Source organism: Duganella rivi (genome assembly GCF_009857435.1).
In the GTDB taxonomy this organism is placed as follows: Bacteria; Pseudomonadota; Gammaproteobacteria; order Burkholderiales; family Burkholderiaceae_D; genus Rugamonas; species Rugamonas rivi.
The window spans coordinates 736,276-748,955 of the sequence record NZ_WWCK01000006.1; the positions used below are offsets into that span (position 1 = coordinate 736,276).

Annotated in this window: 10 protein-coding genes; 8 read left to right on the forward strand and 2 right to left on the reverse strand. The window is 65.5% G+C overall.

The window, feature by feature from the left end:
- The first annotated feature begins 186 nt into the window (after positions 1-186).
- From GTP45_RS22870 to GTP45_RS22900, 7 genes are all read left to right on the forward strand, one after another.
- Positions 187-651, forward strand: a complete 465-nt coding sequence (locus tag GTP45_RS22870) for a (2Fe-2S)-binding protein (protein ID WP_161016133.1) — start codon at positions 187-189, stop codon at positions 649-651.
- Positions 652-653: 2 nt separating this feature from the next.
- Entirely contained in the window at positions 654-2,813 is a 2,160-nt protein-coding gene (locus tag GTP45_RS22875) for a xanthine dehydrogenase family protein molybdopterin-binding subunit (RefSeq protein ID WP_229258591.1), read from the forward strand.
- Between the two features lie 31 nt (positions 2,814-2,844).
- Entirely contained in the window at positions 2,845-3,189 is a 345-nt protein-coding gene (locus GTP45_RS22880) for a hypothetical protein (protein ID WP_161016135.1), read from the forward strand.
- A 69-nt stretch (positions 3,190-3,258) separates the two neighbouring features.
- On the forward strand, positions 3,259-4,500 hold the full coding sequence (locus GTP45_RS22885) for a TolC family protein (protein WP_161016136.1): 1,242 nt from the start codon (positions 3,259-3,261) through the stop codon (positions 4,498-4,500).
- Complete coding sequence (locus tag GTP45_RS22890) at positions 4,493-5,680, forward strand: efflux RND transporter periplasmic adaptor subunit (protein ID WP_161016137.1); 1,188 nt, start codon at positions 4,493-4,495, stop codon at positions 5,678-5,680. Before GTP45_RS22885 ends, GTP45_RS22890 begins: the two co-directional genes overlap by 8 nt.
- Before the next feature lie 15 nt (positions 5,681-5,695).
- Positions 5,696-8,800 (forward strand): efflux RND transporter permease subunit, encoded by a 3,105-nt coding sequence (locus GTP45_RS22895; protein ID WP_161016138.1) that lies wholly within the window; start codon positions 5,696-5,698, stop codon positions 8,798-8,800.
- Between the two features lie 197 nt (positions 8,801-8,997).
- Positions 8,998-9,471 carry a hypothetical protein gene (locus GTP45_RS22900; RefSeq protein ID WP_161016139.1) on the forward strand — a complete coding sequence of 158 codons (474 nt, stop codon included), beginning with the start codon at positions 8,998-9,000 and terminating at the stop codon, positions 9,469-9,471.
- On the opposite strand, the gene GTP45_RS22905 is transcribed toward GTP45_RS22900, so the two are convergent.
- Both GTP45_RS22905 and GTP45_RS22910 read right to left on the reverse strand, forming a co-directional pair.
- The gene (locus GTP45_RS22905) at positions 9,468-11,531 is read right to left on the reverse strand and encodes a glycoside hydrolase family 97 protein (RefSeq protein ID WP_166454698.1); all 2,064 of its coding nucleotides are present in this window, start codon (positions 11,529-11,531) and stop codon (positions 9,468-9,470) included. The two genes, GTP45_RS22900 and GTP45_RS22905, sit on opposite strands and share 4 nt — an antisense overlap.
- Before the next feature lie 180 nt (positions 11,532-11,711).
- Positions 11,712-12,326 (reverse strand): DJ-1/PfpI family protein, encoded by a 615-nt coding sequence (locus GTP45_RS22910; protein WP_161016140.1) that lies wholly within the window; start codon positions 12,324-12,326, stop codon positions 11,712-11,714.
- Between the two features lie 80 nt (positions 12,327-12,406).
- On the opposite strand from GTP45_RS22910, the gene GTP45_RS22915 reads away from it, so the two are divergent.
- On the forward strand, positions 12,407-12,680 hold a 274-nt coding region (locus GTP45_RS22915; protein ID WP_503826744.1), incomplete at its 3' end, for a type 1 glutamine amidotransferase family protein.

Consider the following 12,680-nt stretch of genomic DNA (forward strand, 5'->3'; position numbering starts at 1 on the left):
GTAGAGAGGTCATATGACATGGCTGTTACGCCCATCGACTGGCAGCGCTTCCAGATGAAAATATTATCGCTGCTGCGAAAAATCGTCTGGATTTACAACTGATGGTTGTTTCTGTATCCCTTACGGCTAGTGTTATCTAGCGTACATATCTGGCTATAGTTGGGGTTTTGTCCATGGAGGCCGCACATGATCAAGCTCACCATCAATGGCCAGCCGCGCCAGTTCGATGTTCCCGGCGATATGCCGCTGCTGTGGCTGCTGCGCGACGAAGCGCACATGACCGGCACCAAGTTCGGCTGCGGCATGGCGCTGTGCGGCGCCTGCACCGTGCACGTCGACGGCGAGGCCACCCGCTCGTGCGTGCTGCCGGTATCGGCGGTGGCCGGCAAGCAGATCACCACCATTGAAGGCGTGGCGGCCACGCCGGCCGGCAAGGCGGCGCAAGTGGCGTGGCTCAAGGCCGAGGTGGTGCAATGCGGCTACTGTCAATCGGGGCAGATTATGTCGGCCGCAGCGCTGCTGGCGAAAAATAACAAGCCGACCGATGCCGAGATTGACGATGCGATGTCGGGCAATATCTGCCGCTGCGGCACCTACAGCCGCATTCGCGCCGCCATCAAGGACGCCGGCGCAACGCTGAAAGGAGCATGAGCATGCATACCCCCTACGCTCCGGGCGCCGTGTCGCGCCGTAGTTTCCTGAAAGTGGCGGCCGCTGCCGGCGGCAGTTTGATGGTCGGCTTCTGGCCCGGCGAGGGCGAGGCGGCGACTGCCATGGCCAGCGCGCCGGCCGACCTCAACGCCTTCATCGCCATTGGCGCCGACGACAGCATCGTGCTGACCATGCCGAAAGTGGAAATGGGCCAGGGCACGTACACCTCGATCCCGATGCTGATCGCGGAAGAGCTGGAAGTGGACATGGACAAGATCGCGCTGCGCCACGCGCCGCCCGACGCCAAGGTCTACGGCGCGCCGTTCGGCGACCAGTTCACCGGCGGCTCGCTGACCATCCGCACCATGTTCGAGCCGATGCGCCAGACCGGCGCCGCCGCGCGCATGGTGCTGGTGCAGGCCGCCGCCACGCAGTGGGGCGTGACGGCGGACAGCTGCCGCGCCGAGCACGGCGAAGTGATCCACGCGGCCAGCGGCCGCCGCCTCAAGTATGGCCAGCTGGCGGCAGCGGCGGCCAAGCTGCCCGCGCCGCAAAAGATCGCGCTCAAGGATGCCAAGGACTATAAGCTGATCGGCAAGCCGCTCAAGCGCCTCGACGCCAAGGGCAAGACCGACGGCACGGCGCAATTCGGCATCGACGCCCAGGTCAAGGGCTTGAAGGTGGCGGTGGTGGCGGCCAGCCCGGTGATCGGCGGCAAGCTCAAATCGGTCAACGACGCCAAGGCGCGCAAGCTGCGCGGCGTGCGCCAGGTGGTCAAGCTGGACAACGCGGTGGCGGTGGTGGCCGACAATTACTGGTACGCCAAGCAGGGCCTGGCCGCGCTCGATATCAAGTGGGACGAGGGCAAGTACGCCAAGCTGACCACCGACGAGGTGCGCACCACCATGGTGGCGGCGCTGGCCAAACCGGGCCACATTGCCCGCAACGACGGCGATGCCTTGAAGACGCTGGCGGCCGACAGCAAACGGGTGGAAGCGCAGTACATCAATCCGATGCTGGCCCACGCCACCATGGAGCCGATGAACTGCACCGTGCACGTCAAGGGCGACGGCACCGCCGAGATCTGGACCGGCTCGCAGGTGCCGGCCCGCGCGCGCGATGACGCCGCCAAGGTGCTGGGCCTGGCGCCGGACAAAGTCACGCTGCACAATCACCTGATCGGCGGCGGCTTCGGGCGCCGCCTGTACACCGACTACGTGGTGCAGGCGGCGGCCATAGCCAAGCAGGTCAAGTCGCCCGTCAAGCTGGTGTGGAGCCGCGAGGAAGATATCCAGCATTGCCTGTTCCGCGGCCTGTACGCGCATGCGGTGTCGGCCTCGCTGGGCGCCGACGGCAAGCCGGTGGCGTTCTCGCATAAGATTGCCGGGCCGTCCAACCTGGCCGCGTTTGCGCCGGGCTGGCTCAAGGACGGTCTCGATATCGACAACGTCGAGGGCTCGGATATCTTCTCCTACGATATCCCCAACATGCGCAGCGAGTACACGCAGGAAGACGGTCCGGTGCCGACCGCGTTCTGGCGCGGCGTCGGCCCGACCCGCAATATGACGGTGCTGGAAAGCTTCATGGACGAGCTGGCGCTCAAGGCCGGCCAGGATCCGCTGGCCTACCGCCTGGCGCTGCTCGACAAGCAGCCGCGCGCCGCCCACGTGCTGAAACAGGCGGCGCAGCTGGCCAACTGGGGCGAGCAGCTGCCGCCGCGCTCGGGCCGCGGCATTGCCTTGATGCGGGCCTGGGGCACCTACCTGGCGCAGGTGGTGGATGTGACGGTCAGCGATGACGGCGAGGTGGCGGTCAAGCGCGTGGTGTGCGCGGTCGACTGCGGCGTGGTGGTCAACCCGGACACGGTGGCGGCGCAAATCCAGAGCGGCATCAATTACGGTCTCACGGCCGGCCTGTTTGGCGCGATTACGCTCAAGGATGGGCGCGTGGAGCAAAGCAACTTCCACGATTACCCGATCCTGCGCATGAGCCAGGCGCCGCAGATCGACGTCCACATCGTGCACAGCAGCGAGGCGCCGGGCGGTATCGGCGAGCCGGGCACGGCCGGCGTGGGGGCGGCGCTCACCAACGCGGTGTTTGCGGCCACTGGCGTGCGGGTGCGCGAACTGCCGCTGCGGCCGGAGCTGCTCAAGAAGGCGTGAGCGGGCGGCGGCACGGTGCTACAATGGGCAGGTGAAAAAACTCCTGCTCATCCTGCTGCTGGCCGTGCTGCCGATCCAATACGCCTGGTCGATGGCGGCCGTGTATTGCCAGCATGAGCCGAGCAAGGTGTCGCACTTCGGCCACCACGGCCACCAGCACCAGGCGCAGTCGGATGACGACGGCGCCGGCAGCAGCAAGCTGTCCAAGCATGGCGATTGCGAGGTTTGCCACCATGCGCTGCAAGTCTCGCTGCCGGGCGCCGACGCCGTGCTGACGGCGGCGCCGGCCGCCGCCTACGCGCCGCCGGGCGCGCTGCACTATCACTCCTATATTGCCGACGGGCCGCCCCGGCCCAACTGGTCTCTCCTCGCCTGAGCGCGGCGAGGCCTGATCTTTTCTTCTTCCTTCATGTCTCGTCGAATATTCCTTTAACCGGAGCATTCGATGTACAAATTTATTTTGCCGCTATGGCTAGCGGCTTGGCCTGCGTACGCGCAGGCCGGTGTTGAGCCGTCCGTGCCCTTGACGCTGTCCGCAGCGCTGGCGCTGGCGGACGAGGGTAATCCGGCCTTGGCGGCGGCTCGGCATGAAGTGTCGGCGCAGGACGGCACAGTGCAGCAAGCCGGCTTGCTGCCCAATCCTTCTTTATCCATGGAGCGCGTCGATACCCGGCGCACTCCACCCGATAGCCGCGAGACCACCTTGCTGCTGAGCCAGCCGCTGGAGCTGGGCGGCAAGCGCGCGGCGCGCGTGCAGGCGGCACAGCGCGGGCGCGATGGCGCGGCGGCGCTGCTGCTGCAACGGCGCGCCGAGTTGCGCGCGGAGACGGCGGCCACGTGGTTTGCGGTGCTGGCGGCGCAGGAGCAGTTGCAGCTGGCGCAGCAGGCGGCCGCCCTGGCGCAGCGCGCAGCGGCGGCGACTGGACGGCGCGTGGTGGCCGGCAAGGTGTCGCCGGTGGAGGCGACGCGCGCGCAAGTGGCGGCGTCCACGGTCAGGCTGGACCTGATCCGCGCGCAGGCGGCGCTGGCGACGGCGCGCGCGCGGCTGGCGGCCTTGTGGGGCAATCCGGCACCGCGCTTTGAGCGCGTGGCCGGCGAGCTTGATGGTTTGTTCGCGGCGTTGCCCGAGCTGCCTTTGTTGGCCGAGCAGCGCGCCTTGCTGGCGCAGGCGCCGGCCATGCAGGTGGCGCAAGTGGAAGTCGCACGGCGCCAGGCCTTGGCGCAGCTTGAGCGCACCCGCCGTGTGCCGGATGTGGCGCTGACGGTCGGCAGCAAGCGCTCGGAGGAACTGGGGCGCACGCAGGCGGTGATCGGCCTGTCGGTGCCGCTGCCGTTCTTTGACCGCAATCAGGGCGCGGTGCTGGAGACGGCGCGCCGCGTTGACCAGGCGCGCGATGAAGTGGCGGCCACGGTGGCGCGCCTGGAGCTGGAGCTGGTGCAGGCGCGCGAAGAATATGCGTCGGCGCGGGCGCAGGCGCAGGCCTTGCGCGATGAGATCTTGCCCGGCGCGCGCAGCGCCTACGAGGCGGCCAGCACCGGCTTCGATTACGGCAAGTTCGGCTTCCTCGACGTGCTCGATGCGCAGCGCACGCTGTTGCAGGCGCAGTCCCACTACCTCACCACGCTGGCCGATGCGCACCGCGCGCAAGCGGCCATCATCCGTATTCTCGGAGTAGACCATGAATAAGAAGCAAACCATTACCATCGCTGCCATGGCAATCATCGCGCTGCTGCTGGCAGCGTTCATCCTCAAGCCGCGCAGCGAAAACCACGGCGAAGAAGGCCACGCGGACGAGGGCCATGCCGAGCAAACGCCCGCCGTTGGTGCGCCTGCGCTGGAAGCCATCACCTTGAGCGAAGCGCAAATCAAGGCTGCTGGCGTGGTGGTAGCCAGCGCCGCGCCGGCGCAGATCAGCACCATCCTCGCGCTGCCGGGCGAGATCCGCTTCAACGACGACCGCACCGCCCACGTGGTGCCCAAGCTGGCCGGCGTGGTCACCGCCGTGCATGCGCAGCTGGGCGAAACCGTGCAGCGCGGCCAGTTGCTGGCGGTGCTGGCCAGCAGCGCCTTGTCGGAACAGCGCAGCGAACTGCTGACCGCGCAAAAGCGGCTGGCGCTGGCCAGCACCACGCTGGAGCGCGAACGCAAGCTGTGGCAAGACCAGATCTCGGCCGAACAAGACTACCTGCACGCCAGGCAGGCCGCCGCCGAAGCTGAACTGGCCGTCCAAAACGCCAGGCAAAAACTCAGCGTCTTAGGCACCGGCGCCGCACCGGGTGCGCAACTGAACCAGCTGGAACTGCGCGCGCCGTTCACCGGCGTGGTGATGGAAAAACACCTCGCCCTGGGCGAGGCGATCAAGGAAGACGCCAACGTCTTCACCATCTCCGACCTGTCCACCGTGTGGGCCGATTTCGCCGTGCCGCCGCAAGACCTGAACCGCGTGCGCGTCGGCGACACCGTCACCGTGCGCGCCACCGCCTTTGCCGCCCAAGCCGAGGGCAAGATCAGCTATGTCGGCTCGCTGCTGGGCGAGCAAACCCGCACCGCCAATGCCCGCGTGGCCTTGACCAATCCCGAGCGCGCCTGGCGCCCCGGCCTGTTCGTCAACGTCGAGGTGCAGTCGGGCCGCAGCGCCGCCGCCGTTACCGTGGCGGCCGACGCGGTGCAAACCGTCGACGGCCAGCCGGCCGTCTTCGTGCGCAACGCCCAAGGCTTCCATGTGCAGCCGGTAGTGCTGGGCCGCAGCGACGGCCAGCGTACCGAGATCCTGCAAGGCCTTGCCGCCGGCGTGCAGTACGCCGCTGCCAACAGCTATGTGCTGAAGGCGGAGCTGGGCAAAGACAGCGCCGAACACGCGCACTAGGCCGGGAGAACGACCATGTTTGAACGCATCATCCGCGACGCCATCGCGCAGCGCTGGCTGGTCTTGCTGCTGGTGGCGGCGCTGGCTGCAGTAGGCGTGTACAGCTACCAGAAGCTGCCGATCGACGCCGTGCCCGATATCACCAACGTGCAGGTGCAGATCAACACCGCCGCGCCGGGCTACGCGCCGCTGGAAACCGAGCAGCGCGTCACCTACCCGCTGGAGAACGTGCTGGCCGGCCTGCCGCGCCTGGAGCAAACCCGCTCGCTGTCGCGCTACGGCCTGTCGCAGATTACCGTGGTGTTCAAGGACGGCACCGACATCTACTTTGCGCGCCAGCTGGTCAGCGAGCGCCTGCAGCAAGCGCGCGGCCAGCTGCCGGCCGGGATCACGCCGGTGCTGGGACCAATTTCCAGCGGCCTCGGGGAAATCTACCTGTGGACGGTGGAGGCCCAGCCCGGCGCCAAAAAGGCCGACGGCACGCCCTACACGCCGACCGACCTGCGCGAGATCCAGGACTGGATCGTCAAGCCACAGCTGCGCAACGTGCCCGGCGTCACCGAGATCAATTCCATCGGCGGCTACGCGCGCGAGTACCACGTGGCGCCGCAGCCGCAGCGCCTGGCCGGCTATGGCCTGACCTTGCAGGATGTGGTGACGGCGCTGGAACGCAACAACGGCAACGCCGGCGCCGGCTACATCGAGAAGCGCGGCGAGCAATTGCTGGTGCGCGCGCCGGGCCAGGTGCGCTCGCTGGACGACATCCGCAACATCATCCTGCGCAGCGCCGACGGCGTGCCGGTGCGCGTGCGCGACGTCGCCGATGTCGATCTCGGGCGCGAACTGCGCACCGGCGCCGCCACCGAGAACGGCCGCGAGGTGGTGCTGGGCACCGTGTTCATGCTGATCGGCCAGAATAGCCGCGCGGTGGCGCAGGCGGTCGACCAGCAGATGGCCGCCATCAACCGCAGCCTGCCGCCGGGCGTGGTGGCGATCACCGTGTACGACCGCACCGCGCTGGTGGACAAAGCCATAGGTACCGTCAAGAAAAACCTGCTGGAAGGCGCGGTGCTGGTGATTGCCGTGCTATTCCTCTTCCTCGGCAACCTGCGCGCAGCCCTGATTACCGCCATGGTGATTCCATTATCGATGCTGTTTACCTTCAGCGGCATGGTGGCCTACAAGGTCAGCGCCAATTTGCTGAGCCTGGGCGCGCTGGACTTCGGCATCATTGTCGACGGCGCGGTGGTCATCGTCGAGAATTGCGTGCGCCGCCTGGCGCTGGCGCAATCCACGCTGGGCCGGCCGCTGACGCGCACGGAAAAGTTTGCAGAGGTCTTCAGCGCCGCGCAGGAATCGCGCCGGCCGCTGTTGTTCGGCCAGTTGATCATCATGGTGGTCTACCTGCCGATCTTCGCACTGACCGGTGTGGAAGGCCGCATGTTCCACCCGATGGCGCTGACCGTGGTGATGGCGCTGGCCGGCGCCATGATTCTGTCGATAACCTTCATTCCGGCGGCGGTGGCGCTGTTCATCGGCGATAACGTGGTGGAGAAGCATACGCCGCGCATCACCGGCTGGTACGGCGCGCTGCTGGAGAAGGCGTTGGCCAACGTCCCGGTGGTGCTGAGCTTTGCCGGTATCGCCGTGGCCTTGTCGCTGCTGCTGGCGACGCGCATGGGCAGCGAATTCGTGCCCTCGCTGAACGAGGGCGACATCGCCATGCAAGCCTTGCGCATCCCTGGCACCAGCCTGACGCAATCGGTCGAGATGCAAAAGCAGATCGAGACCACCCTGATGCGCAAGTTCCCCGAGATCGAACGCGTGTTCGCGCGCATCGGTACGGCGGAAATTGCGTCCGATCCGATGCCACCGAATATCTCGGACGGCTACATCATGCTTAAACCGGAAGCGCAGTGGCCCAAGCCGAAAAAATCGCGCGATGAATTGCTGCAGGCGATACAAGCAACGGTGGCGCAACTGCCCGGCAATGCTTACGAGTTTTCGCAGCCTATCCAGCTGCGCTTCAACGAGCTGATATCAGGCGTGCGCAGTGACGTTGCAGTCAAGCTGTTTGGCGATGACGCGGAGGTGCTGGAATCGGTGGCGGCGCGCATCGCCGCTACCTTGAACAAGGTCGATGGCGCGCAGGAGGTAAAGGTTGAGCAGACCAGCGGCTTGCCGGTGCTGACCATCGACATCGACCGCAGCAAGACCGCGCGCTATGGCCTCAACGTCAGCGATGTGCAGGATGTGATTGCGACTGCGGTTGGCGGGCGGGAGGCCGGCACCATGTTTGAAGGCGACCGCCGCTTCGGCATCGTGGTGCGCTTGCCCGATGCTTTGCGCGGCGATGTCGATGCCATGCGGCGCTTGCCTTTGCCGCTGCCGGGTAGCAGTGGGAATTTTATTCCGCTCGGCGAGGTGGCGACGTTTAACGTTGCGCCGGGGCCGAACCAGATCAGCCGCGAGAACGGCAAGCGCCGTGTGGTCATCAGCGCTAATGTGCGTGGGCGCGATATTGGTTCCTTTGTTGAGGAGGCAGAACAGCGTCTTCAGGAAGTGAAGATTCCGGCCGGGTATTGGACCACGTGGGGCGGGCAGTTCGAGCAGCTGCAATCGGCCTCGCAGCGCTTGCAGATTGTGGTGCCGGCAGCGCTGGCGCTGGTGATGCTGCTGCTGTTTGCCATGTTCGGCAATCTGAAAGATGGGCTGCTGGTGTTTAGTGGTGTGCCGTTTGCGTTGACTGGCGGCTTGGCGGCGCTGGCCTTGCGCGGTATCCCGCTGTCGATATCGGCGGCGGTGGGCTTTATCGCGCTGTCCGGCGTGGCGGTGCTGAATGGCTTGGTGCTGATTTCCGCCATCCGCAAATTGCGCGAGGACGGGCGCAGCGTAGAGCAGGCCATCAGGGAAGGTGCGCTGGAGCGCTTGCGGCCTGTGTTGATGACGGCGCTGGTGGCGTCGCTGGGCTTCATACCGATGGCCATCGCTACCGGCACCGGCGCGGAAGTCCAGCGCCCACTGGCTACCGTGGTTATCGGCGGCATTTTGTCCTCTACGGCGCTCACGCTATTGGTTCTGCCGCTGCTCTATAGGGTGGTGTATTCCAGACGCCTCTAAAACGTCTAGAACGTCTAGAACGCTAGAAATCGAACTATTTCGCTAGAAAACGCTCTAAAACTAGGACGCAAACTAGAAAAAATAGAGCAAATAGACGAAATAGAGCGAGCAACACTCTATTTCTAGAGCGTTTTCTATCGTTTTCTAGCGATTTAGAGCGTTCTAGACGAAATAGACGTTTTAGAGGAGTGAATAAAATGGATGACCACCTAGTCCCTCTCGGCCTGCCGAGCAAAGTGCTGTGTGCACTAATTGACCACACGGGCGAAATCTATTTCGGTCCGAAATCCGAAGCCGCCCTCTGCGAAGCAATCAAACGCTGGATCGCCGGCACCGGAAACGCTGTAGCGGCACCCGCCGCCGCGCAACCCGCGGCACCGCAACCCGCCCCGCCGCCGGTGACTGCCACAGACAACACCAGCCGAGGCTATCAATGGAAGCAACTCTTCCTGCCAAACGGCACTGAACTGCGCACCATCTACTGCGGCCAATCCCTGTACGCGACAGTCGAAAACGAACAAATCCTCATCGACGGCGTGCCGACCACGCCCTCGCGCCTGGCCAACCGCCAGGGCTGCGGCTCGCGCAACGCATGGAAAACCATCTGGCTACGCCTACCCGGCAACAAGCGCTGGGAGCTCGCCGCCAGATGCCGGGGCGAACAACCTTAGCCAGCCACTGGCGACAGGCGAATAGCCTGCCCGCCGCCGGGAGCCAGTTTGAGCTGGAGAACGCTCTTGGAAGTGACGGTCTTCTTCTCGATCACGATATCAAAGCGGCGGATGGTACGGTAGTCAGCGTGGTCGCCGTCGCGGTAGATTTCGGCGACATAGCGCTTGCCCGGATCGAGAAAAGTCAGTGGCAGCGACAAGGTGCGCGCATTGCCGTCCGTGACCGAGCCGATGTACCAATCGTCCGAACGCCTATCCTTGCGGGCGATGGTCGCGTACTCGCCCAGTTCACCGTGCAGCACCCGCGTGTCGGCCCAATCCGTCGGCACGTCCTTGATGAACTTAAACGGCCCCGGATACTTCTCGTAATTCTCGATCAAATCCGCCGCCATCACAATCGGCGAGTAGATCAGCACAAAACTCGCCAGCTGCTTGGCCTGCGTCGAATTAATCGGCCGGCCCTTCACACCTTCCAGGCTCAGGATGCCCGGCGTGTAATCCATCGGCCCACTGAGCATGCGCGTAAACACCAGATTGACTTCATGATCAACGCTGTTAATCGGCGCGCCCCAGGCGTTGTACTCCATGCCGCGCGCACCTTCGCGCGAGACCCAGTTCGGGTAAGTGCGGCGCAAGCCGGTGTCCTTGATCGGCTCATGCGTATCAATCGCCAGCTTGTAGCGCGCCGCCTCGGTCACCGCCTTCAGGTAGTGGCGCGCCCCTTCCTGCGAATCGGTATAGCCAAAGTGCACCGCGCCATCGGCGCCGGGGAACAGCGCCGCGCCGGCGTCGGCCACATAGCCCGACTTGATGCTGTCGACTCCCAGCTTGGCGTACAGCTGGTAGCCCGCATCCATCTGCTCTTCGTAGCGCGCGATATTGCCGCCGGTCTCGTGGTGGCCAATCAGGCGCACGCCCTGCTGCTGCGCATATGCGCTGAGGCCGGCCAGATCGAAATCAGGATAGGCCTGCGTGAAGCTGAACGCCGAGCCGCTGCCCGACCAGTTGCCATCCCATCCGAGATTCCAGCCTTCCACCAGCACGCCGCGGAAGCCGTTACGTGCAGCGAAGTCGATATAGCGCTTGGTGTTGGCGGTGGTGGCGCCATGCTTGGCACCCGAGCCCCAGGTGCTGTGCTCCAGGTGCATCTCCCACCACACGCCGATAAATTTGGACGGATGCACCCACGACACGTCGCCGAGCTTATTCGGCTCATTCAAATTGAGCACCAGATCCGACATATACAAACCAGCCGCATTGTCGGCAATCTGCATGGTGCGCCACGGCGTGGTGAAGGCACCGCGCCGCTGCACCGCCGGCCCGAACGCCGACGGCGTCAAATGCGCGCGCAGCTTCTGGCCTTCCACCTTGCGCAGCCACATCGACGCATAATCGACCAGCGCCGCCTCATGAAACGCGATATGCGTGCCGTCCTTGGTGCGAATCGTCAACGGCGTATTCGCCATGCCGACTTCGCTGAGCGGCGACTTCTTGATCGCATACTCGAGCGCCGCCTGCTCGCCGGCCTGCTGCCACCATGCATACGCCGGCGGCGCCACCACGAACTCGGTCAGCTCGTCGCTGATGCGCGTCTCCGGCAATTGCTGCTGCTCGGGGAATTCATAGCGGAAGCCGACGCCGTCATCGAATACCCGGAACACCAGGGCCATGCGGCGGTTATCCAAGGCCTTCTGCACCAGTTCCAGGCGCAGCTCCTGGTAGTGATTGCGCACGTAGCGGCGCTCGCCCCACGGCTGCTCCCAGGTATCGTCATGCTCGGACATGGCCTGCGAGGCCAGGGTAAAGCCGTTGTCCATCTGCGGCGCGTTAGCGAGCAGGAAGCCGAGGCGCGAGGCGGCAATCAGCGGCTTGCCGTTGCGCTGCACCGTGTAGGTGATGCGGCCGCCGTCGCCCAGCTGCACCGCCACGCTGATGGCGCGGTTGGGCGACGCCACGGTGGCCAGCACCTCGGCCGCCGCGCCGGCATGCACGCCCAGCAGCACGCAGGCGGCGACCAGCCAGCGTGCGCAGCCGGTCATTACATTCTTGATGGTCTCCATCCATTCTGCCTTTTTATCAGTAGCTTGCGGCCCCGCTCGCCGGGGCGCCGCTTGCACTGTAGCGCATCGCGCCTGGGGAAGGCTAGTCGTTTGTGGCCGAGGGCGCGGCGGAGCGCCGTGCTACCCCGCGTGCTTTTGCCTCGACGCTAGCGTTACCGCTTAGGGGTCTGACCCGCAGGGTCAGACCCCGTGTGGCCGTGCGGGGTGGCGCCACTCGTATTCCATCTGCCGCGCGGTCAGCAGGGCGAGCTCGCGGCTGGCGAGGCGTTCGACCAGGTGCAGCGACATATCGATGCCGGCTGAGATGCCGCCCGAGGTGATGATCTTGCCGGTGTCGACCCAGCGGCGGTCGGTGCGCACTTGCACTTGCGGCCAGCCGGCTTGCAGCGCGGCGGCGTCTTCCCAGTGGGTGGTCGCTTCCAGTCCATCCAACAGGCCGGCTTGGGCCAGCAGCAGGGCGCCGGTACAGACCGAGGCGGCCAGCTCGCTGCTGCGCGCGCTGGCGGCAATCCACGCAATCACTTCCGGCCGCGCCAGCTCGGCATCCACCACGCCGCCGGGAATCATCAGCACATCGACCTGGCCGGCGTCGGCAAAGGTCGATTCCGGGTGCAGCACCAGTCCAGCGCGGGCGCGCACTGGTGCGCTGCTGGCGGCGATGGTTTGCACCCGGAACGGCGCGGCCATCCCTTTTCCGCCCGCCACCCGGCTGGCGCAGGTGAACACCTCATACGGCCCGGCGAAATCCAGCACCTCAACATTGTCGAATATATAAATCCCCACCGTGCGCGTCATGACCAGCTCCTTGTCAAAGGCTGACATCCTGGCGTATTTTTGATTGACACAAATGACAGCCATCGTTGAATATCTGCCACATGAAGCCCATCGATATCTGGCTACTGGTGTATCCCGGCTTCGTGCTGCTGGACGCCACCGGCCCGGCGCAGGTGTTTGCCACTGCCAATGACGAGGCGCGCGACGCCGGCCTGCCGCCGCCTTACCGCATCAACACCATCGCCATGGTGGGCGGCGCGGTCGCCTCCACCGCCGGGGTAGCGCTGCAAGCCGCGCCATTGCCGCCGCCGGCCGCGCTGGCCGGCGCCACCTTGCTGGTCTCGGGCGGGCGCGGGCTGGAAGACGGCAGCAGCC